This window comes from Helicobacter apodemus (assembly GCF_000765745.2).
Taxonomy (GTDB): domain Bacteria; phylum Campylobacterota; class Campylobacteria; order Campylobacterales; family Helicobacteraceae; genus Helicobacter_D; species Helicobacter_D apodemus.
This window is the reverse complement of record NZ_JRPC02000005.1, coordinates 13,565-34,337: the sequence shown is the minus strand read 5'-3', so window position 1 is coordinate 34,337 and position 20,773 is coordinate 13,565. Positions and strand designations below refer to the sequence as shown.

At 33.1% G+C, this 20,773-nt stretch carries 24 protein-coding genes and 1 pseudogene; 4 read left to right on the top strand and 21 right to left on the bottom strand.

Annotation, left to right across the window (positions count from 1 at the left end):
* Window positions 1-5: 5 nt before the first annotated feature.
* Genes araD through LS72_RS02650 form a run of 4 tightly spaced genes read left to right on the top strand, consistent with a single transcriptional unit; the run spans window position 6 to window position 4,944 of the window.
* Complete coding sequence (gene araD / locus LS72_RS02665) at window positions 6-1,715, top strand: L-arabinonate dehydratase (protein ID WP_034554084.1); 1,710 nt, start codon at window positions 6-8, stop codon at window positions 1,713-1,715.
* Between the two features lie 17 nt (window positions 1,716-1,732).
* Entirely contained in the window at window positions 1,733-2,737 is a 1,005-nt protein-coding gene (gene iolG / locus LS72_RS02660; RefSeq protein ID WP_034554081.1) for an inositol 2-dehydrogenase, read from the top strand.
* A 9-nt stretch (window positions 2,738-2,746) separates the two neighbouring features.
* Window positions 2,747-4,192: an NAD-dependent succinate-semialdehyde dehydrogenase gene (locus LS72_RS02655; RefSeq protein WP_034554079.1), complete on the top strand. Its 1,446-nt coding sequence runs from the start codon at window positions 2,747-2,749 to the stop codon at window positions 4,190-4,192.
* Between the two features lie 2 nt (window positions 4,193-4,194).
* The gene (locus tag LS72_RS02650; protein WP_202978613.1) at window positions 4,195-4,944 is read left to right on the top strand and encodes an HpcH/HpaI aldolase family protein; all 750 of its coding nucleotides are present in this window, start codon (window positions 4,195-4,197) and stop codon (window positions 4,942-4,944) included.
* Between the two features lie 428 nt (window positions 4,945-5,372).
* On the opposite strand, the gene LS72_RS02645 is transcribed toward LS72_RS02650, so the two are convergent.
* The 21 genes and pseudogenes from LS72_RS02645 to LS72_RS02560 form a co-directional block, all read right to left on the bottom strand.
* Entirely contained in the window at window positions 5,373-6,104 is a 732-nt protein-coding gene (locus LS72_RS02645) for a radical SAM/SPASM domain-containing protein (protein ID WP_052087302.1), read from the bottom strand.
* 17 nt (window positions 6,105-6,121) lie between these two features.
* Entirely contained in the window at window positions 6,122-6,598 is a 477-nt protein-coding gene (locus tag LS72_RS02640) for a hypothetical protein (RefSeq protein ID WP_052087301.1), read from the bottom strand.
* Entirely contained in the window at window positions 6,553-6,843 is a 291-nt protein-coding gene (locus tag LS72_RS02635) for a hypothetical protein (RefSeq protein WP_034554075.1), read from the bottom strand. The genes LS72_RS02640 and LS72_RS02635 overlap by 46 nt, the downstream gene beginning before the upstream one ends.
* A gap of 365 nt (window positions 6,844-7,208) precedes the next feature.
* Entirely contained in the window at window positions 7,209-8,009 is an 801-nt protein-coding gene (locus LS72_RS02630) for a class I SAM-dependent methyltransferase (protein ID WP_138154966.1), read from the bottom strand.
* A 232-nt stretch (window positions 8,010-8,241) separates the two neighbouring features.
* Window positions 8,242-10,446 carry an NADP-dependent isocitrate dehydrogenase gene (locus LS72_RS02625; RefSeq protein ID WP_138154964.1) on the bottom strand — a complete coding sequence of 735 codons (2,205 nt, stop codon included), beginning with the start codon at window positions 10,444-10,446 and terminating at the stop codon, window positions 8,242-8,244.
* A 131-nt stretch (window positions 10,447-10,577) separates the two neighbouring features.
* Window positions 10,578-12,014 (bottom strand): replicative DNA helicase, encoded by a 1,437-nt coding sequence (locus LS72_RS02620; RefSeq protein ID WP_034554041.1) that lies wholly within the window; start codon window positions 12,012-12,014, stop codon window positions 10,578-10,580.
* A gap of 9 nt (window positions 12,015-12,023) precedes the next feature.
* Window positions 12,024-12,758, bottom strand: a complete 735-nt coding sequence (locus LS72_RS02615) for an EI24 domain-containing protein (RefSeq protein WP_034554039.1) — start codon at window positions 12,756-12,758, stop codon at window positions 12,024-12,026.
* Between the two features lie 60 nt (window positions 12,759-12,818).
* Window positions 12,819-13,544 (bottom strand): methyltransferase domain-containing protein, encoded by a 726-nt coding sequence (locus tag LS72_RS02610; protein ID WP_034554037.1) that lies wholly within the window; start codon window positions 13,542-13,544, stop codon window positions 12,819-12,821.
* Complete coding sequence (locus LS72_RS02605; protein ID WP_034554035.1) at window positions 13,541-14,182, bottom strand: pimeloyl-ACP methyl esterase BioG family protein; 642 nt, start codon at window positions 14,180-14,182, stop codon at window positions 13,541-13,543. The genes LS72_RS02610 and LS72_RS02605 overlap by 4 nt, the downstream gene beginning before the upstream one ends.
* Window positions 14,154-15,344 carry an aminotransferase class I/II-fold pyridoxal phosphate-dependent enzyme gene (locus LS72_RS02600; RefSeq protein WP_034554032.1) on the bottom strand — a complete coding sequence of 397 codons (1,191 nt, stop codon included), beginning with the start codon at window positions 15,342-15,344 and terminating at the stop codon, window positions 14,154-14,156. The genes LS72_RS02605 and LS72_RS02600 overlap by 29 nt, the downstream gene beginning before the upstream one ends.
* A gap of 6 nt (window positions 15,345-15,350) precedes the next feature.
* The gene (gene carA / locus LS72_RS02595; protein WP_034554030.1) at window positions 15,351-16,490 is read right to left on the bottom strand and encodes a glutamine-hydrolyzing carbamoyl-phosphate synthase small subunit; all 1,140 of its coding nucleotides are present in this window, start codon (window positions 16,488-16,490) and stop codon (window positions 15,351-15,353) included.
* Entirely contained in the window at window positions 16,490-17,041 is a 552-nt protein-coding gene (locus tag LS72_RS02590) for a DUF507 family protein (RefSeq protein ID WP_034554028.1), read from the bottom strand. Before LS72_RS02590 ends, carA begins: the two co-directional genes overlap by 1 nt.
* Window positions 17,042-17,117: 76 nt before the next feature.
* A complete protein-coding gene (locus LS72_RS02585; RefSeq protein ID WP_052087299.1) occupies window positions 17,118-17,582 on the bottom strand; it encodes a DMT family transporter in 465 nt (154 codons plus the stop codon).
* A 94-nt stretch (window positions 17,583-17,676) separates the two neighbouring features.
* Window positions 17,677-17,976, bottom strand: coding sequence for an EamA family transporter (locus LS72_RS02580; RefSeq protein ID WP_052087298.1), 300 nt, complete (start codon window positions 17,974-17,976; stop codon window positions 17,677-17,679).
* A gap of 215 nt (window positions 17,977-18,191) precedes the next feature.
* Window positions 18,192-18,260 (bottom strand): annotated as a pseudogene (locus LS72_RS11515) (hypothetical protein); the annotation flags it as partial.
* The gene (locus LS72_RS11330; protein ID WP_052087296.1) at window positions 18,235-18,849 is read right to left on the bottom strand and encodes a protein kinase family protein; all 615 of its coding nucleotides are present in this window, start codon (window positions 18,847-18,849) and stop codon (window positions 18,235-18,237) included. The gene LS72_RS11330 and the pseudogene LS72_RS11515, both read right to left, overlap by 26 nt.
* Window positions 18,806-19,099 carry a hypothetical protein gene (locus tag LS72_RS11325; RefSeq protein ID WP_052087295.1) on the bottom strand — a complete coding sequence of 98 codons (294 nt, stop codon included), beginning with the start codon at window positions 19,097-19,099 and terminating at the stop codon, window positions 18,806-18,808. Before LS72_RS11325 ends, LS72_RS11330 begins: the two co-directional genes overlap by 44 nt.
* 214 nt (window positions 19,100-19,313) lie before the next feature.
* Window positions 19,314-19,430, bottom strand: coding sequence for a sugar phosphate nucleotidyltransferase (locus LS72_RS11320; protein WP_238700675.1), 117 nt, complete (start codon window positions 19,428-19,430; stop codon window positions 19,314-19,316).
* A gap of 31 nt (window positions 19,431-19,461) precedes the next feature.
* A complete protein-coding gene (locus LS72_RS11315; protein WP_238700674.1) occupies window positions 19,462-19,770 on the bottom strand; it encodes a hypothetical protein in 309 nt (102 codons plus the stop codon).
* A gap of 18 nt (window positions 19,771-19,788) precedes the next feature.
* A complete protein-coding gene (locus LS72_RS02565; protein WP_238700673.1) occupies window positions 19,789-20,526 on the bottom strand; it encodes a CDP-glycerol glycerophosphotransferase family protein in 738 nt (245 codons plus the stop codon).
* Window positions 20,523-20,762 carry a hypothetical protein gene (locus LS72_RS02560; protein ID WP_034554025.1) on the bottom strand — a complete coding sequence of 80 codons (240 nt, stop codon included), beginning with the start codon at window positions 20,760-20,762 and terminating at the stop codon, window positions 20,523-20,525. The genes LS72_RS02565 and LS72_RS02560 overlap by 4 nt, the downstream gene beginning before the upstream one ends.
* Between the last annotated feature and the right edge of the window lie 11 nt (window positions 20,763-20,773).

The window sequence follows — 20,773 nt, the reverse complement described above, 5'->3', positions numbered from 1 at the left end:
TGTTAATGAAAAAATTAAGAAGTTTAAGATGGTTTGAAAAAGATGATTTAAGAAGCTTTGGACATCGCTCTAGAGTCAATCAAATGGGATATTCCCCACAAGAATATATTGGAAAACCTATTATTGGCATTATTAATACTTGGAATGACTTTAATACTTGCCATACTCATTTTAAAGAAAGAGTAGAAGATATTAAAAGAGGGGTTTTTCAAGCGGGTGGATTTCCTATGGAGATACCTGTTATGAGCGTAGGAGAGCAGCTTATTAAACCCACTTCAATGATGTTTAGGAATTTTTTGGCTATGGAGGTTGAAGAAATTCTTAGGGCATTCCCTGTAGATGGAGCGGTAGTTATGGGAGGATGTGATAAAACTACCCCAGGAGTATTAATGGGGGCTTTTTCTTTTAATATTCCCACTATTTATATGCCAGCAGGAGCAATGTTAAAAGGTAATTTTGAAGGGGAATCTTTAGGAAGTGGGACAGATGTTTGGAAGTATTGGGACTTAAGGCAAGCAGGTTGTTTTGGTGATTGTGAGTGGAGAAAGCTTGAGATGGGTATTGCTAGAAGTGCAGGGACTTGTATGACTATGGGGACGGCTGCAACTATGATGACTATGGCAGAAGCCTTAGGAATGTCTTTGCCTGGAGCTTCTTCTATTCCTGCGGTAGATTCAAACCATAAAAGAATGGCTAGAGAATGTGGCGTTAAAATTGTTGAGCTAGTTCATAAAGATATTAAACCTAGTGATATTCTAAGCAGAGAATCTTTTGAAAACGCTATTGTTACTTTAAACGCCATAGGGGGTTCTACTAATGCTATTATCCATTTAGTCGCATTAGCAAAAAGAGCAAAGATCCCCTTAGAGCTTGATGATTTTGAAAAGATAGGTAGAGATGTCCCCTTGCTCTTAAATCTAAAACCCTCTGGAAAATATGTTATGGAAGATTTTTATTATGCTGGAGGAATCTTAGCGTTACAAAAGGTATTACAACCAAAATTACATAATATTAAAACGGTTAATCTTGCTTCTTTGTATGAAAATATCGAAGAGGCAAAAGTATTTAATCAAGAAGTAATCGCTACTTTGCAAAAGCCTTTTAATAGCAATCCTTCTTTGGCGGTTTTGAGAGGCAACCTCTGTTTAAATGGAGCAATTTTAAAGCAATCAGCTTGTGAAAAAAGACTCTTAAAACATAAAGGCAGAGCTTTAGTTTATGACGATATTCAAACCCTAAAAGAGGAGATTGATAAAGAGGATTTAGATGTTGATGAGAATACCGTTTTAATCCTTAAAAATGCAGGACCATTAGGAGCTCCTGGAATGCCTGAATGGGGACAACTTCCTATTCCTAAAAAGCTTTTAAAACGAGGCGTAAAAGATATTTTGCGTATTTCTGATGCAAGAATGAGTGGAACAAGCTATGGGGCTTGTGTTTTACATGTGAGTCCAGAGTCCTATATAGGGGGTAATTTAGCCTTAGTAAAAACGGGAGATTGGATTTCTTTAGATGTTGAAAAACGTCTTTTAGAAGTTTGTCTCTCTGAGGAAGAATTAGAACAAAGACGTAAGGAATTTCAACCCCCAAGGAGAGATTATACAAGTGGATATGTAAAGCTCTATACAGACCATGTAACACAGGCTCATGAGGGTTGTGATTTTGATTTTTTAGTAAAAGATAGTCCAAGAGAGGGAGAACCTCGAATATTTTAAATATAAAGGGTATGTAAATGATAAAAGTTGGTATTTTTGGCACAGGAAGAATTGGAAAAATTCATATTAAAAATTTAATTAATCATCCAAAAGTGGATTTAAAAATGGTGGTTGATCCTTTTATTGATGAGGATTTTATAAAAGCACTTGGCGTCTCTTTTAGTAAAGATGAAAAAGATATTTTTGAAAATCCCCAAATTGATACAGTTTTTATTTGCACGCCAAGTGATACACATTATGATTTAATTAAAAAGTCCATTCTTGCTCATAAAATAATTTTTTGTGAAAAACCCATTGATTTAGACTTAAAGAGGATTCTTGAAATTAAGCAATTGGTTGAAAAAGAGAATGTTTTTTTACAAGTAGGCTTTAATCGCCGATTTGATTCGAATTTTAGGAAAATTGCCAAAGAAATTCAAGAAGGTGCGGTTGGGAAATTAGTGCAAACCCGCATTACTTCTAGGGATTTTTCTCCTCCACCAAGAAATTATGTGGAAGCTTCAGGAGGTATGTTTTTGGATATGAGTATCCATGATTTTGATATGTTAAGGTTTATCACCAAAAAGGAAGTTCAAAGTATATTTGTCAATGCTACGAATTTAGTAACTGATTATGGCGATATTGATGTTGATACAGCATTTTTGCTTTTTACTTTAATGGATGGATCTTTAGCCAGTATTGAAAACTGCAGAAGTGCTGTTTATGGGTATGATCAAAGAATTGAAGTTTTAGGAAAAGATGGACGCATTTTTTGTGATAATAAATATGACAATTCTGTAATTCTTTGTAATAAAGAAAATGAGAGCAGAGAAAATCCTCTTGATTTCTTTTTGGAACGTTATAGGGATTCTTATAAAAATGAACTAGAGGATTTTATTTTTAATGTTCAAAATAATAATCCCCCAAGTGTAGGAATAGATGAGAGTATTGAAGCGACTATTCTAGCCTTAGCGGCTTTGCAATCTCATCAACAAAAACAAATGATTGAAATTGCTAGCATTAAAGCAAAATATGCATTATAAAGGAAAAATGTGAAAAGTTACAATGATTATGGTTTATATATTAATGGAGAGTTTGTAAAAGGTGAGGAGGATAGTTTTGAGGTTATTAATCCTTTTAATGAAGAGGTTTTAGGAACTGTTGCTTCAGCTTCAAGTAATCAAGTAAGGAATGCTATTGATGCCGCAAGTATTGCATTAGAAGAATACAAAAAACTCAATGCTTGGGAGAGGGCGGAAAAGTTACAAAAAATTGCAGATCTTTTAAAAAGTGATCTTGATGAGATAGCAAAAATCATTTCTTTAGAAACAGGAAAACCTCTAGCACAAAGTATGCGAGAGATGAATTTAGCTATTGATCAATTTATTTGGTTTGGAGAGCAAACTAAAAGAATCAAAGGGCAGGTTCTTCAAAGCAGAAACCCTTCTACAGAAGTGTATGTTAAATATGAGCCTATAGGGATAGTGGCTGCTTTTTCATCATGGAATTTTCCTATGTTATTAACGGCAAGAAAGATAGCTCCTGCGTTAGCCGCTGGTTGTCCGATTATCATTCGTAGCACCGATATTGCTCCTTTAGTGAGTATGAAACTCCTAGATGCCATCCATAAAGCAAATTTTCCTAAAGGAATGGTTTCTCTTTTATGTGGCAAGGCTCTAAAGATTTCAGAAATTCTTATGCAAGATCCTCGTGTAAGGAAAGTGTCTCTAACAGGTTCAACAGCAGTAGGGCAACAACTTATTCGTGATTCTAGCCAAACGCTTAAAAAAGTTACTATGGAGCTTGGCGGACATGCACCCGTTATTGTTTATGAAGATGCTAATCCCAAAGCAATAGCCCAATTAAGCGTTAAAGTCAAGTTTGCTAATGCTGGACAAGTCTGTGTATCCCCTACTCGATTTTATGTGCATAAAAACATTATGGAGGATTTTTGTTTAGCTTTTGTGGAGGAAACTAAAAAACTTAAGCTTGGGAATGGATTAGAAGAGGGTGTGGATATGGGTCCTTTAGTTACACAAAAAAGGCTTAATGAAATAGAGGGTTTTATACAAAGAGTGAGGCAAACAGGGGGTAAAATCCTTTGTGGAGGAAAAAGAGCAGAATCTTTTAAAAAAGGTTATTTCTTTGAACCAACAGTTATTCGTGATTTACCCGATGATTCTTATTTGCTTTGCAATGAAATCTTTGGTCCTATTGCGCTTATTCAAAGCTTTTCTGATATTGATGGGGTTTTTAGCAAAGCAAATAATACAGAATATGGTTTAGCTTCTTATGTATTTACCAATTCGCTAGAAAAAGCAAATTTAAGTTCGCAAAAAATTAGTGCGGGAATGGTGGGTATTAATAGTTTTGCTCTAGCGGCGGCTGAAATTCCATTTGGTGGCATTAAGGCAAGCGGCTTTGGCAGAGAGAGTGGGGAAGAGGGGATGTTTGAGTATCTAAATTCTAAAATCATTACCCAACAATATAAGTTATGAATATGAAAAGAATCCTTGATTTATGGAAGGATCAACAATCCACACTTAATGGTTGGATAAGTCTTAATAATGCCTTTGGGGCTGAAGTTATGGCTTATGCGGGATTTGATACCTTAACTATTGATATGCAACACGGAGTAAGTGATTATTCTAGCCTTATCCCTATGTTGCAGGCTATAAAGCCTATACCAACTTTTGTAAGGGTTCCTTGGCTTGAAGAATCAAGTATTATGAAGAGTCTTGATGCCGGGGTAAATGGAATTATTTGTCCTATGATTAACTCTAAAAAAGATGCGCAAAGATTAGTGAAGTCTTGTTATTATCCCCCCTATGGTGAGAGGAGCTTTGGTCCTATTAGGGCAAAGTTTTTATATAAGCAAAATTATTTTGAAGTGGCTAAAGAAGAGACTTTTGTGTTTGCTATGATTGAAACTAAAGAAGCATTTGAAAATTTAGAGGAAATTTTAAGTGTTGAGGGTATTGATGGAGTCTATATTGGACCTGCTGATTTATCTTGTTCTTTAGGTGTTACCCCAAAATTTGATCAAGAAGATGAAGTTGTTTTTCAAGCTATCAAATTAATTTTACAAAAAACCAAAAAATATCAAAAATTTTGTGGAATCCATAATGGAAGTGCAGCATACGCTAAAAAAATGGAAAAATTAGGTTTTAATTTTTTAACACTAGGCTCCGATGCAATTTTTATGCTAGAGGGAGCAAAAAAAATCATTCAAGATTTTCATTGTAATTGATGTTAGAAATTAGTTATAAACAAAAAGAATTTTTCAATAAACTTTTTAAGATAAAGAGGCTTAATAGTCTCCTAGAAATAATACAATAAAGGCTATATTTAGCTTGGGTTAAAACCAAATTGGTAGGGAATAAATATATTGAAATGTTTTTGGGTGTGAAACCTTTTTAAAAGAGTTGTATAAATTATCTTAAAAGAATCGTTGTTAGTATTTCAATCTAAATTTATAGGGGTTATACAAAGCTACTCTTATATAAGAGTCTTTGCTTAATTTTGTGTGTAGGTTATGTTATTCCCTAACTTATAAGGGGTTTTGGGATTATTGCTACATTTAATTTTGCTTAACATTGAAGCTTTAAAACTTCTAGTATGCTATAACTTATTAAATTTCTCTTTACTAAGGATTTTAGTAAAGAGAGCAGAGAAGTCTTAGTAAATATCTACATTATTTTGTTTTGACTCTCCATTGAGTTCTAGCACACTACTTTCACGTTCAAAGCAAGTTTTGCATATATTAAAACGCGTATAATTATCACTTAGCACTTCATTGCGTAAGTGTGTGGCAAACTCTTTTGTCCAAATATTTTCTAAACTATCATCGTGGATGTTAGGTAGTTTCACGGGATAATAATGTTGTGTCCCTAGCATCGTGCAGCAAAATTCAACCGCACCATATGAGTTTATCATCATTCGTGTAAAGGGCAATCTACATACACTATTGGTGGGATTTATTAAGGGTAGAATGGATTCTCCTTTGTTGTTTTTGTTGATACAACTAATAAAATTTATATGCGTGATAATATCTCGCCATTTACGCCACTTATGTGCAAAAGTAGCTTTAAATTCATCATTTCGCATTTCATTATATACTAAGACGCAGTTTATATTAAAGCTTATGTTGTGTTCTTTTGTGTTTAACTCTCGTGCGTATTTAGCACATTTTATTACACCCTCCTCTACTTTCTCAAGGGGGAAGCCGCGGATTTTTTCATACATTTCTGATGAGTGGCCATCAGTGCTAATATTCATAGAATCTAAGCTGCATTCAAGTAGTTCGCAGCCTAGTTTGTCAAGCAGTGTGCCATTGGTTGTCAAAAACACATAGGGGATTTTAGCCTCTTTTGCTCGTTTTATGAAATCTGGCAATCTCTCATCAAGCAATGCCTAGCCATATGCACTTAGATTAACCATATGCACACCATTGTGACCTGCATAATCAAGGGCTTCATAGACTTTTTCTGTCTCCAAATATTTGCGTTTTTTAAAAAAATCATTTTTATGGTTTTTTGTAATTTTGGATTATGAAGGTCGCACATCACACATTGTAGGTTGCATACATTATTAATTGCGATTATCATTTCTTTTGGTGCTGGGTAAAATTCGTGTGCTAATTCTGTTAATTCGTGCCTTAAATAATCTGATGAGGGTTTAAACATCTCCCATTCATAGCTTAGATTGAATAAATGCCTTGATTTAAAAAAGATTTTTTTGTTTATAATCTCATTTGCAATACCTAAGTCTTGACGCAGTAGGCGATGAAGTTTATTTCTCTGTGGGGCTAAAAGCTCACCCTTTTTGTATAAAATCTTAACCTTTAAATTATCTGGAGTTAGCTTAGAAAATAACGCAAATAGAGCAAATCTATCAATTTCCATAAATTCTTGCGGTTTTGGATAATGATAAATGTTGCGTCGTTGTTGTAAGGAGTAAGTGATGAAATTACTTCTACTAGGCTACCAATATCAAAAGTAGTTCCATTTGTGATAGTCTTATGATAGCTTATCATAACCCCAGCTAAGACTATACTAATAAATAAAGACAAGACTACTCTTTTTGTGATAAAAACAAGTGCAATCACGCAAAGAGGCACAATTAAACTTAAGGCAGAATCTGCATACATAACAATAACACCTTTAATGAATAGTATTGTATCAACATAATTTGCGACTTAAGAGTGATTTTCTTGAAAATAAACCAAGAAATATCTCTGCAAAAAGTAGCAATAAGTTATTTGCTTTAAACCCTGATAAAATCTCTTAAAGCTTTAAAAACTCTAATAAAACTTTAATAAAACTTCATTTAACATCCTAAAAATCTATTTTATTTTGTTGGGTAGATTGTTTAGGGTTTGTAAAAGATAATCTCTGCGGTTTTTTGTTTTTAAATCTTTAAATACATCTTGGCTATACAATAAATCCTTAATTAGGCTTTTAAATAATCTCTAGTAGATTCTAGGCAAATAATAGCCTTATTGGGATATAGTTATTAGTGCTTTATGGCTTTAATAATGAGCGTTCTGCCACAAAGAATAGTTTTAGAATACATTAATGGGATAATATCTTTATTTTCTTCATAAAGTTGTTTTTCTTTATTTTGAAGTCTTTTGATGGTTTGGAATTTAGCCAATAAGAAAAAGGGCTTTGTAATGTAATAGAGGAATAATGAGGATTTTTTGAATCTATCTGTCGTAACCTCTAATCTAAAATTATTCTTTTTTAAGATAAAGCTTAGATACACAAGGGAGAGTGGGTTAATATGTTGATAACAACCTCTAAATAACAAAGGATCTTGGGGTAAAAATCCAAAAAGTTGATAGGTGCCATTAAAAAAATAACGAACTCTTGAGGCAAGATTCAAGATATTGGGTGTTGTAAGGAGCAGGAAGCCTCCTTTGCTAATTATTCTCGCAGTTTCTCTAAGGTATTTAAAGGGATCTTCTAGATGTTCAATAACTTCCATAGAAATAACGCAATAAAAGCTATCATCTTCGTATTTTAAACCCTGATTAAAATCTCCAAATTCGCACGGAATGAATTCATTGAAAGCATATTCTTTCAAATTGCAATCACAAGCTTTAAGATGTTTTTGAGGTGTAAAACCCTTTTGCTCAAGAATGGTATAAATTATTTTGGTAAAGAATCCTTTGCCAGCACCTAAATCTAGTATTTGGAAGTTATTATCTATATTCTGCGGGGGGGGGGGTAAATTATCCGCTAAAAGCTGCTCTACTTTAATATTAGTAGCAAGTAGGGACTTTTGTTTGATGTCTGTGTGTCGCAATTGCATTATTTATCCTTTTTAGTAGTTTAAATGAGATTAAACTATATACTAATTTACCTAAAATAAAATTTACATATCTCTTGTTTTAAAGGTATTCATTAAAGAACAAGACAGAGCCTTGAGAGAAGCTTTTTAGGTTAAAAGCATTTATTTCATAATGCAAAAAAGATACATTGAGATAAGAGAGAAAATATGCTCTTAAAAACCCTTATAATGGGGGTATAGGGTAAGGAGAGGGTTATCCCCTTGAGATTTTATCGATAATGGCATTAAAGGTGGCACTAGGACACATAATCTTATGGCATTTTTCATCATCAAACTTATAATATCCGCCTAAATCTACTTTAACACCCTGTGTTTTGAGGTATTCTTGATGGATTTTTTCTTCATTTTCCTTAAATTCTTGAGCAATATTTGTAAAATGTGTTTTGAGTGTAGAATCTTCATTTTGGAGTGAGAGGGCTTTGGCAAAATACATTGCAAGGTAGAAATGGCTTGTGCGGTTATCATCCTCCCTAGCTTTTCTTGAAGGGGCTTTGTTATTATTAAGCCATTCACCAATGGCACAATCAAGAGATTGTGCTAATACCTTTGCTTGGTTATTATTATTCTTTTGTGCGTAAAACTCTAAACTTGCTTGAAGTGCTAAAAACTCTCCTAGACTATCCCAACGCAAATGGTTTTCCTCTACTAGCTGTTCAACTTGTTTGGGCGCACTTCCTCCAGCTCCTGTTTCAAACATAGCTCCACCCTTTAGCATAGGCACGATTGAGAGCATCTTTGCACTTGTCCCAAGCTCTAAAATAGGGAATAAATCGGTTAAATAATCGCGTAAAACATTTCCTGTAATAGAAATACAATCTTTACCCGCTCTAATAAGCTCTAAGGATTTTAAACAAGCTTCTTTAGGGGCTAAAATATCAATATTTTTGCCCTTTTCTTTGAGACGAGATTGCACTAAATCACTCATAATTTTATTGCTAGGACGTTTAGAATCTAACCAAAATATTGCTTTATTGCCTGTAATATCAGCCCTTTGTATCCCTAAATCAATCCAATTTAGCACTGCTTCATATTTAGCTTGATTAGCCCTATAAATATCCCCTTTTTCGACTTTATGTTCTAATAAGGTATTGCCTTTTTCATCGGAGATTCTAAAAATGCCCGATTCTTTTGCGATAAAGGTTTTATCATGAGAGCCATATTCTTGTGCTTTTTTAGCCATTAAGCCCACATTGGAAACACTACCTAGTGTTCTAGGGTTTAAGGTGCCATTTTGGTGTAAATCCTCTAATACCGCTTCATAAATGGTTGCATAGGTTTTATCGGGTATGAGTGCATTAGTGTCTTGTTCTTTGCCCTCTTTATTCCAAAGTTTCGCTCCATTTTTTAACATCGCAGGCATTGAAGCATCAACGATAACATCACTAGGAATATGTAAATTGGTAATGCCCTTATTAGAATTTACCATAGAAAGTGAAGCACTTTTGCTAAGAATCTCTTGGTATTTTTGTAGAATTTTATCTTTTAAGGGAGAGGATTCTGCTTTGCTTAAGAGTTCTGATATTCCATTGTTTGGGTTAATCCCTAACTTTTCAAATTCGTCTTTGAAGTTTTCAAAGAGTTCTTTGAAATAGACTTTCACCGCATAACCAAAAATCACAGGATCGCTTACTTTCATCATCGTAGCTTTTAAATGCAGAGATAGAAGTAAGCCTTCTTTCTTAGAAATAGCGATTTGTTCAGCATAAAATTCCTCCAAAGCTCTTGCGCTTATGAAAGTAGCGTCTAAAATTTCATTAGATTCTAATTTGATATTTTCTTTTAGAAGTTCTACACCATTGCTACCGATAAATTCTATTTTAGCAGTTGTGGGATTAGGGATTAGGATGGCTTTTTCATTAGAAAAAAAGTCGCCATCTTGCATATAAGAAACCCTTGTTTTAGAATCTTTGCTAAAAGGGGTTACTTTGTAGGGATTTTTTTTCGCATATTCTTTCACAGCTTTTGTGCATCTCCTATCCGAATTTCCTTGACGCAGCACGGGATTGACGGCAGAGCCTAAGACTTTTTGGTATTTTTCTTTAATAGCCTTTTCTTCTGCGTTTTTGGGTTCATCGGGGAAGTTTGGGATAGCATAGCCCTTAGCTTGTAGCTCTTTAATAGTCGCTTTAAGTTGAGGGATAGAAGCTGAAATGTTAGGAGTTTTGATAAGATTTGCATCAGGTTTATTCACTAACTCCCCTAATAGGGCTAATTCGTCTTCTATGTGTTGGTTTGGTTGTAGATTTTCTTTAAATTGTGCGATAACTCTTGCAGAGAGTGAAATATCAGAGGTGGTAATGGTAATACCCGCTGTTTTTAGAAAAGCTTTTGCAATGGGTAGAAAAGAATAAGTAGCTAATGCTGGGGATTCATCAGTTAGAGTGTAAGTAATATTCATAGTATTTCCTTTTCGTAATATAATTTATTGGAGTATAACAAAGAATTGCATAGTTTAAAATAATTTTTAGATAAGAATCCTTTTACTTTTTGTAAGTCGTGAAATAATGTTGCAGTTGCTAAAGCATTACCTTAAATATTTGTTGGCATTTCAATATGTGTATTAGGTGGTATAAACTCTGTTTGTGTAGTGTTTGCAGTATCTTCATAGATAATTTCTAAAGCATTATTGGCAATATCTACAAAGCGGGTGCAATGCTTATGAAAAACAAGCTTAATAGTGCCTGTTGGACCATTCCTTTGCTTACCTATTATAATCTCTGCTTCCTCTTCATTTTTGGGGATAAAGGCGGTTTTATATTCTCTCCCTTCTTTTTTGGCAGCTTCTTCTTTTTCTTTCTCATCTTTTTGTTTATAAACTGCATCACGATAGACAAAGAGAATAATATCTGCATCTTGCTCTATGGATCCAGATTCCCTTAAATCAGAGAGCATAGGGCGTCTATCACTTCTAGATTCAAGCCCACGATTAAGTTGTGAGAGGGCAATAATAGGAATTTCTAATTCCCTTGCTATCATTTTTAACCCTCTACTTATCTCACTCACTTCTTGGTGCCTATCTTTATTGTTTGCACTACTCATAAGCTGTAAATAATCAATAATGGCTAGTCCAATTTCGGGATGTTGGGATTTGAGTTTTCTAAGCTTACTCCTTAATTGGTGAATGGTTAGGAGGCTGCTATCATCAATAAATAAAGGAGCATTTGCCATAATTTCACTAGCATTACTTAATTGTTCCCACTCTTCATCTTGTAAATTTCCAACCCTTAGGTGTTGCAAAGCAATAGAGGTTTTAGCCGATAGCATTCTTAACATTAGTTGTTCAGCAGGCATTTCAAGACTAAAAAATGCCACACCTCTCCCTGTATCTAAGGCTTTTTGTGCCATATTTAAGACAAGCGTGGTTTTTCCCATAGAGGGACGTGCGGCTACGATGATTAAATCCCCTTTGCCAAAACCAGTTGTTTTCTCATTTAAGGAATGAAAACCTGTGTCAATGCCAATAAGAATAGAATTGCCTTTTTGCTTCATTTCTTCGATATATTTTAAAGTTGAGGTTGTAATTTCTTTAGAATCCCTAAAGCTCTTATTATCTTGTATGTTGGTAATTTTATAAAGCTCACTTTGGAGGTAGTCAATAATTTCTTTTGCTGCATTATCAGTTTGGTTGCTAGCTTCATTAATCTTCATCGCTAGAGTGTGTAATTTGCGTTTAGTAGCGGAATCTTTAATTTCATCAACATAAGCTTGAATATCCCCAATAGGGCTTGTGCTTAGTATATTAAGGATTTCCTCTTGAGGGATAGGGTGGGAGGGGGTGGATTTTTTTAAAATAAATTCTTCATCAATGGGTAGATCAAGCCTTTTTAACTCTAACATTGCACCAAAAATATCTTGATGGGGTTTGTAAGAAAAATCTTCAGGGATTAATTGTGCTTGAATATCATCTAATTGAGCAGGGTCAAAAAGGATAGAGGATAAAACAGCTCTTTGGATTTGTATTTGCATAAAATTTCCTTATGATTTAAGTATAAATAATAAATGTGCTAGTGCAATAAGTGCAAAAAAAGGTGTAAAGAAGTTTAACAAAGGTAGTAGGCTTAAAGTAAAAAGCGGAATAACAATACTCCTAATTTCTTGTTTATGGGTTTTTTGAATCTCTTTAAGAGTATTTTTATCCAAAATGCTCTCCCCTGCATCTAAGACTAATGTTTTTGAGAAAAGCCAATAATTAGGGATTAAAATCACTAAAGAGCCTATAAAAGGAACAAAATACAAAGGGATAAGCAGGCATAGCATTAAGAGATAGAGGAAATATATTTTTAGTAATGTTAAAGAGGTTTGTAAGAGTGAAGAGTTGCTATTAATAGTTTTAGTTGGATAGTGCTTATTGTGGATAAAGCCTATAATAAAGGGGGTTAAAAAGGAGCATAGGATAAGATTGCTAAGTAAGGTTAAAGCTAAAAACATAATACTTAAAAACAAAAAAAGTGTTATCTTAAGTAGAGAATCTAAAAGGTTTTGAATCCAAGAGAACCAATTACTAGAAATAGATAAATCTGGGCGTATAAGGGAGTAAAGAGAGCTAAAAGTATCCCCAATAAAAAAATAAAAAATAATGCCCCAAAACACTAATACCAAAACAAGGGGTAAAAAGATTAATCGTAAAATATAAGCACTAAAAAAATCATTTTTTGATTGTAAGAAAATGCTTTTTATTGCTATAGGATTTTTTGTGGGGGTTTCAAACATTACTTAAGCCTTCATTAAACCTTGCTAGATTTAAAATATTAGCATTGTTTTAATAAGAATCTACTTTTTTTGTGCTAAAATGTAGAGCGGAGCATAGGTAAGTTTATTGTCAAATTTAAGCGTATAATCTCTTAGGCATTGTTTGGTGATTTGAATAGAATTAAGGGCATTTGTTCCTGTGTTTTTTATATGCCTAAAAACATCAAGAGGATTCTTGAAAGTCAAAGTTTCTAAGGATTGGCTTATTTCTAAGATATTCCAATCTTTTTCTAGGATTTTTTGGTATTTTTGAGGATTAAGATAATTTAAGCCTATACCAAAAAGCTCTTGAAATTCTAAAAAATTTTTTTCCCCAAAAACCCCGATGAGTAGATAACAATTTTTATTAGCTATGCTCGGGAGTTGTTGCAAAAAAGATTCTTGATTAATCCATTGTAAAGTCGCATTAGAGATTATTAAATCATTTTTAGTATCTTGATAAAAATTTTTTATCTTTGTAAAATCTTCTATATCTACCAAATGAAACTCTAAAAGAGTTTGGTTAAAATATTCACTAAAATCTACAATGTCTAAGGCTATAAAATGCTTGAAACTAAAATGCTGGGTAATTTTGTGCGAAAATAATCCTATGCCACAACCAAGTTCTAAAATCTCTGGAAAATAGGAAATATTAGTGTAATATTTGAGCTTTTCAAGGAGTGTATCTTGCATTTTTTGTTGGATAAAGGCATTTTGAGCGTAGGTTTTGTGAGAATTTTTAAAGGTTTTTAGGAGTCTTTCTTTCATAAAAACTTCCAATCAAAAAACACAAAATGTGGAGAATCTAGCCATAAAATTTGCTTTTGGTAGCCTTTGAAGTCTATCCAAAAGGATTTTTGAGCACTTGTGGAGAAAATCAAATCTGCTTTAGAAATAATCACTTTATCCCAAGTAGAACCTTGTTGAAAGGCTTTGTGATTAGAAATAAAGAATCCTAATTCTTTTTTAAGGGATTCTTCATCAAGAAAGCTTAAGTGTTGTGCTTTGTAGGAGTGTTGTCCCAAAAGATTAGTTTTAAAATGCTCTAAATTAAATATTTTTTGTGTGAGCTTAAAAGCCTTGAGGGGAATCCCATAGGTATTATCAATACCAAATTCTGTGCCATTTATAGCGGTCTTTTTGGTGAAGATTAGTGGGTTATAGTTTTGCAAAAATAAATTTGCTACCCAAACTCCCATTGAAAAAGCATAAATCTCTACCTCTGTCTGTTCTGATGTTAGCGATGTTAAGAGGTTTTCTAAAGGAGTGAAATTTAGATGTTGGTAATGATAGATAATAATAAGATTATCGGGAAAAAAAGGCGTAAAATGATGAGGCTGTGAGCCAAAACCTCCAAATATTAAATATATTTTATTATTATTTTTTATATCTTGATAAATATTCATTATTAATTTTAAGCAGACTTTTTATAAGTATTTCTAGTCTTTCTTGTGGGATATTTGCACAAAGTGAAATACGCAAACAGGCTCTATTTTTTGCAGTAGTAGGAGGTTTGATTGCTGGGAGGAAGAATCCGCATTCTTGGAGCTTTTGTTGAAAGAAAATAGTTTTTTGGTTTTCTTTTAAAACAATGCTTAAAATATTATAATCCCCTAAGACTTCAAAGAGTTCTAGGCTTTCTAAAGAGGATTTGAAATTTAGACTTAAAGTTTTGAGTGCTTTGCGTTGCTTTTTAAAACTATGAAGCCTAGAAAATATGAAATAACTCATCGCTACATTAAGAGGCGGTAGGGCTGTAGAGTAAATTAAGCTTCTAGCGGTATTAATAAAATATTCTTTAAAGGTTTGATTGCATAATACACAAGCTCCTACACTCCCAATAGCTTTCCCAAAAGTAAGGATTAAAAAATCAATATCTTTTAAGTAGTCAAGGCTGTGGGCTAATCCTAATCCATTATCCCCAAAACTTCCTATACTATGAGCTTCATCAAGGTATAAATAAACATTCTTAAAACGATGTTTTAAACCAATTAGATTCTGGAGTTTTGCAAAATCCCCCTCTATGCTAAAAATGCCCTCGCTAAGGATGAAAATTGCTTCATAGTGATTATGATATTTTTCTAAGAGATTCGTTAGAGATTGCATATCATTATGTAAAAATCGTTTAAAATTTAGTTTTTTAAAGGACTTTAAACCATCAATATGGCTAGCGTGGATAGACTTATCGACTAAGAATAAAACATTCTTTAAATGATTAAGACTGGAAATAATTCCTATATTAGCGTGATACCCACTATTAAATAAAAGGGCTTTCTTGTCAAAAAGGCTTTCTAAGAACTCTTCAAAAATAGCATAAATTTCAAAGTTTCCACTCAAGCTTCGTGAAGAGGAGGCACTAAAAAAGCAGTTTTTTCTAAAAATTTCTGAATCTAAAAATGATTCCTTAAGATTTTCATTGCTCGCAAGATTTAAGTAATCATTGCTCGCAAGATTTAAAAGCCATTTTTGGTTGTAGGAAATTTCTAGATTCTTATGTTGTTGTGGGGTAAGTGTGCGATAATTGGCTTGATTGTTGAGAGAAGTCAAAAGATTGAGAATTTGCTGCATTGACTCTTATTTAGTTTTTTGGAGGAGTTTTGAAAACTCATTAAAGAGTGCAGAAGATTCTAAGGGACCTGGACCTGCTTCTGGATGGTGTTGGAAAGAGCAGATAGGAGTATTTTTATAAAGCAGCCCTTCAATCGTTCCATCAAAGAGATTCCTATGTGTGATAGTTGCTATTTTTGCAATATCTTCTGGGACAGAATAAATATGGTTTTGTGCGGTTATTTCTATCTTTTTGGTGTGGAGATTTTGGATAGGATGATTGCCTCCGTGATGCCCAAATTTGAGTTTATAGGTTTCATAGCCTTGTGCTAAAGCTAGGAGCTGATGCCCTAAGCAAATCGCAAAGATGGGGATATTATGGGAGATAAGTTTTTGCAATTCTATGATTTGCGTTTTTAAAACTTTGGGGTCGCCTGGACCATTAGATAAAAAAATCCCATCAAATGCTTTTGCTTGATAAGCTGTAATAATGGCTTGTGCGTTAAAGTTGTGAGGTATAACCTCGACACTAAAACCGGCATTGACTAATTCCCTTAATATGCTTTTTTTAATACCAAAGTCAATAGCTAGAATCTTTTTCTTTGTTTGAGGTAGGGTATAGTCCATAGTTTTAAAGCTAAATCTTCCTTCTTTGTGGGAGTAAGTTTCTTTGGTGCTAACTACTTTAACATAATCAATTTCTTCGATTCTTGGAGATTGGCTTAGGAGTTCTTTAAGCTTTTCTTTGGTGGAGTATTCTGTGGAAGCTATCATCATCATAGCCCCTTGTGTGCGTAAAGTTTTGGTTAAAAGTCGTGTATCAAGCCCAAAAATCCCCATAGTGTCGTGGGAGATTAAGAATTCTTGTAGGCTTTTATTTGAGCGAAAATTAGAATATTTTTCATTATAATGTCGGACAAGAATGCCTTTGGCAAATATGCTAGAGCTTTCTATATCTTGAGGATTTGTCCCTACAATCCCAATTTCAGGCATACTAAAACAGATAAATTGTCCAGCATAGCTAGGATCGGTTAGTATTTCTTGATAGCCTGTTAGGGAAGTGTTAAAAACAATCTCTCCAATAGCGGTTTTGTTCGCTCCAAAGCTTCTAGCTTCAAAAAACATTCCATTTTCTAAATAAACCCAAGCTTTCTTGAAGTCTGACATTATAAAAACCCTCTTTTTCTTAGCTCTTCTTGGTAGAGCTTATCAAAAATTAAATCATATTCTTCACTACCAAAGACAATTTTTCTTTTATAATGATTAATTTTTTCTGTGATAATATCTTCAATTTCATCATAAGCTTTTGCGTAGCTATCAATAGCCTTGAAAATAATGTTTTTTACCCTTGTTTCTGATACAGAAAAATCAATTAAATCCTCTTGCAAAAGGGCATTAAGAATCTTATGTGAGAGGCTATTATACCTATCTTCCCAAGCTAATTCAAATCCTATTTGTTCGGCTAAATGTTTTTTAACTTTCCAAAATAATTGGTGTTCATCTGCTTGCATAAACTCTATTTCTTCAATGTTTTCTTCAACAATATCCCTCGCTTGTTCTTCAATCTTTAATTCTTCTTGAATATTTTTTTCTAAGAAGTTTTGAGCAATTTTACAAACTCCATCCAATCCATATAAAACATTCACAAAATCACAATTTGCTAAATCTATTGCTATTTTATTTGCAATATAAGGTGCGTGTGGAAGTCTAAGTTTCATCATACAACCCTTACTTTTTTTGTTATTCTATCCTTTTATGGCTTAAATTTTAGAGTTTTTAAGTGGAGTAATTTTTTTATTGTCTTGTAGCGACAAAAACCCCGCTTAAGACTAGAATCATTCCTGCTATTGCAAGAGATTGTATAGATTCATCTAAGAATATAACAGAAGCAAATAGAGTAATAACAGGTGTTAAATAAACATAGATATTTGTCCTAATGCTCCCAATAAGTATAATAGCTTTGTTCCAAAGAATGAAGCAAAAAGCAGAAGCAAAAAATGCTACAAAAAGTAGATTTAAAAATATTTTAGGCTCTAAAAGGGGAGCAAGATTAAAAGAGATGTTTTCAAAAAACAGAGTAGGTGTTATGAATATAATCCCATAAAATACCATTTTTCTAGTAAGGATTAGAGATTCTTGTTGGGGTTTAAAAATATTTGTAATGATAATACAATAACAAGCCCATCCTAATGTAGATAGCAGAGAAAAAATATCCCCTATGCCAAAGTTTAATTTAAAATCTTTAAGGTTTAAAAGCATAATTCCACACAGGCTTAAAAGAAAGCCTAGTAAAAAATATTTTGGGGTTTTTCAATTTTTAAAAGATTTGTTAGGAGGGCAACAAAAAGGGGTGTTAAAGTGATGATAACACTGACATTAAAGCTGAGGAGTGCAGCATTGCTAAATTTAAAAAAAGGTTATAAATACTAATCCCACAAAGTCCTGCAAGTGCTAAAGATAGTTCTTGTTTTAGGGTTGTTTTTAGGAATTTGGGCTTTAAGAGGATTAAAAATATATACCCTACAATAAATTGTAAAAATAAAAGCTCTAAGGCACCAAAAGATTCTAATAAGATTTTCACAGATACATAAAGGGCTGACCATAAAAAGACACTTAGGAATGCTAAGAAATGCCCTAATAAGTGATATTTCATAAATGAGAAAGTTCTTGTAAATTCTTATGAAATCTTAAGAGATAGCTCCTGCCTAAATCAATCTTGTGATAAAACCAGCTCCAAAGTGACCAGATATAATTAGCCATTAATTGTCCTTTTAGAATATCCTTATATGATATATTCCCATACATTGAAGCGATTTTATGAATTTGCTCTTTAGAGAGTTCTAATTCTGCACTAAGATTTCCTAATTCCCATAAAATAGAGCTAAAACCAGCATATTCAAAATCTATAAGTTTAAGGGTTTTTCCATTGTATAAGATATTGGGGAGTTGTAAATCTCTGTGGCATAGAATAAACTCCTTTATCTAAGCTTTTTGCTATCTCTAAGAGGAGTTTGTGTTCTATGGGGGTAGTAAGCTTGATATTAGCTATTTTTTCGTATTTGTAGATTTCATCAACCATAGGGATTTTTTGAAAATTTGGATAGTCTTTGTGTTTATAAATATGAAGTTTTTTAAGGGTTTGTATTAGTAAAAGGAGTATTTTATCATCTTTTAAATCTTCAAAAGAGAGGGGTTTATAACCCTCTAAAAAAGTTGTCATTTTAAATTCATTGGCAAAAAATTCACTCTTTGGGGTGATATTTTTAGGTAAGAGTGCAAGGATTTTTTCTTCTTCATTGGTGTTAATAATCTTTTCTCTCCCTTGGGAGGGGATTCTTAAAACTTTGCATTCTTTAAGAAAATTGATTTTGTAATTGGTATTAGTTATACTAAAGAGCTTTTCTGACTTTTCATCATCAGAACATTGTAGGGCTATTTCTTGAGGGGTAATAAGATTGGCTTTTAGGGCATCTTTTAAAGAATCAATTTCTATATAATAGGATTTGCAAAAAGATATAAAAATCAATATTTGCAAGGGAGTGTAAAATGCACTTTTCCCAATAATATTCTTTGTGGCATTTTAAAAGAGCATTTTTTAATAACTCTATTTCTTTAGCATTATCAAAAAAGGTAATACCATCACCATAACCTTCTATGGCATTGGTATCAATATCGAGGAGTTTTTGGTTTTCATCGGTGATATAACCCCAAGATGGAGTTGTGTGTAGAATCTTCTGTGCTAAAATTTGGGAATACCCCTTTTTGATATAATGCATAAAGGGCTGTGTGATTATAAATCGCCATTTAAAATAAAAGTTCCCTTTGTGATGTATTTAGCGACAAATTTTAAGGTCTCTGCACTATTAGCCCCTTGATAATACTTAAAGATAATTTGTTGAAAATTTAATTTTTTTTTGGAGCTTATAAAAAAGCTGATATTTGTATCCAGTTACTACTATAATATCCTCTATACCTGATTTTTTGAGATAGTTAATCATAGTTTTCTAAAATGCTTTGCCCACGAATTTCTAGGAGAGGTTTTGGTTTGTTGAGGGTTAAGGGTTGGAGTCTCTTTCCCTCCCCTGCAGCTAGAATGATGGCTCTCATAATTTTCCTTTTAAAATATCTTCAAGAGATTCTAAAATAGCTTCACTAGATTTTTAAGATGATAGATATTGCTTTCTCTTAAATGTTTATAAAAATTTTTTTCTTGTTTAAAATCTATATTTTCAAGGATTGCTTGGAGTTGTGCGAAGTTTTTGGCGGTTTTATTTTTAATGGTATATTGTGTGCTATCTAAAGGGTGAGGCATATAAAAAATACAAGGACGAAGCGTTATGTAGGAGAATAAAAAGGCAGTGCTTGACCAATCGGTGAGCAGAAAATCTGAAGTATTAAAATAGTTATAATTTTGGAATTCATCAAAAATTACTCGTGGATTTTGCATCCATTTAGCTTTTAGTAGTTAATAAAAGTAATGATTGCTAGAGGAGTTAAAGGGGTGGGCGCGGTAAGTGATATTATAGGAGGTATTTTGGGTTATCCATTCTATGATATTGCTATCAAATCCCGCATAAAGGTTTTGGTTGGCATTGCGAGTAGGGTCAATATCCCTTAATGTAGGACCATAAGTTATTGTGTTGGCGGGTTGGTATTGGTATTCTTTGATAGCTTTATCTAGCTGGGGATAGCCACAAGGTAGAAGTTTAATTTTGGAATCTTTGAATGCTTTTTTAAAGCTTTTCATAGCACTTTTAGAGGGAACAATAATATAATCAAAACTTCTTGAACTCTCCCCACAAGCATAGGTTAGTCTATGAGGGAGATAGATACGTTTTGCACTTTTGCTTAGAAATTCTCTATCTATTTTTCCATCTTGGTAGGCTATTTGATCAGCTGTGATGATAATATCTATTCCCTCTATATGTGTGTTAAGGTAGAAAACTTCGCTATTTTCTATAATTCTCCAAGGAAAAAGCACATTATGATGCCCACTTTTTTCAAAGTCATCATTTAAGATTCTATCGACAATAGTAATTACATTGTAGTGCTTAGAGAGTTGCTGGATAAGATCCCCATATTGAGAGCGGTAAGTTGGATAAAAAGAAATAAAAAGGATGTTTTTTTGTGTAGTGCTAAGATGAGATTTAATATCTTTTGTAGTAATATTAATAAAGGTTTTAATTTGTTCTTTGGCATTCATAATAAATCCTCTTGTAAAAAGTTGGCAATTTTTTCTTTTTTTGGGGGGGGGGTTGGATTTTCTAAAATTTGCGTTATTTCTGTTTGTAGCTCTTTAAAAGATGTGGTAAAAGAAAATAGTGAATAAAGTTTATCTCCTCCTAGTTCTATATTACTAAAGGCTGGAAGATGGATAATGCTTGGTTGTTGGTAAAAGAGGCTAAAAGATAAGGCAGTGTTGGCAGCATCTGTAACCAAAAGCGTGCTGT